Source organism: Anabaena sp. 4-3, from assembly GCF_001597745.1.
Lineage (GTDB): Bacteria > Cyanobacteriota > Cyanobacteriia > Cyanobacteriales > Nostocaceae > Trichormus.
Genome location: NZ_LUHJ01000058.1, coordinates 1 through 588, shown reverse-complemented (window position 1 = coordinate 588; position 588 = coordinate 1). Strand labels below are relative to the sequence as shown.

Annotated in this window: 1 protein-coding gene; it reads left to right on the top strand. The window is 44.7% G+C overall.

Going from position 1 to position 588, the window contains the following annotated elements; all coding sequences use genetic code 11:
• Positions 1-588: hypothetical protein (locus tag A3775_RS24700; protein ID WP_197480167.1), on the top strand; the 588-nt coding region annotated here is incomplete at both ends.

Genomic DNA, 588 nt, shown 5'->3' with positions numbered 1-588 from the left:
CAAATTCATCGACACTCGCACCATCGAAACTCAAGGTACAGTAACTTGGACGGGTGGAGATATATATGCAGCTAACGGGGCGATTTGGAATAATACCGCCACAGGTGTATTTGATATTCAAAGCGATCGCTCTTTTTATCATTGGTATGGTAATCGCCCTATCTTCAACAATGCCGGTATCCTCAAGAAAACCGCAGGTACAGGCACGACTACTATTCATGCCGCCTTGAATAACACAGGTTTGATTCAAGTCCAAACAGGCACACTCAACTTACAAGGTGGTGGTACAAGTAGCGGTATTTTTGAGGTTGATAGCGGTGCGTCATTAGTATTTGGTGGTGGCACATATAGCTTAACAGGTGGTTCTGTCATCACAGACAATCTCATCAGTGCAGCGACTATCTTACTCACGGGTGCTAACATCAGGGGTGCTAGCGTCAGCGATGCTTTCAACAATGTCACCATTAGTGGTGGCAGTCTGACTCTGAATCAGACTGTCAGTGCCATTAACAATCTTGCAGTCAGTAATAATGGCAGTCTGACTTTCGATGAAACGGTAAATTCTATTAGTAATCTCACCCTCAGTGG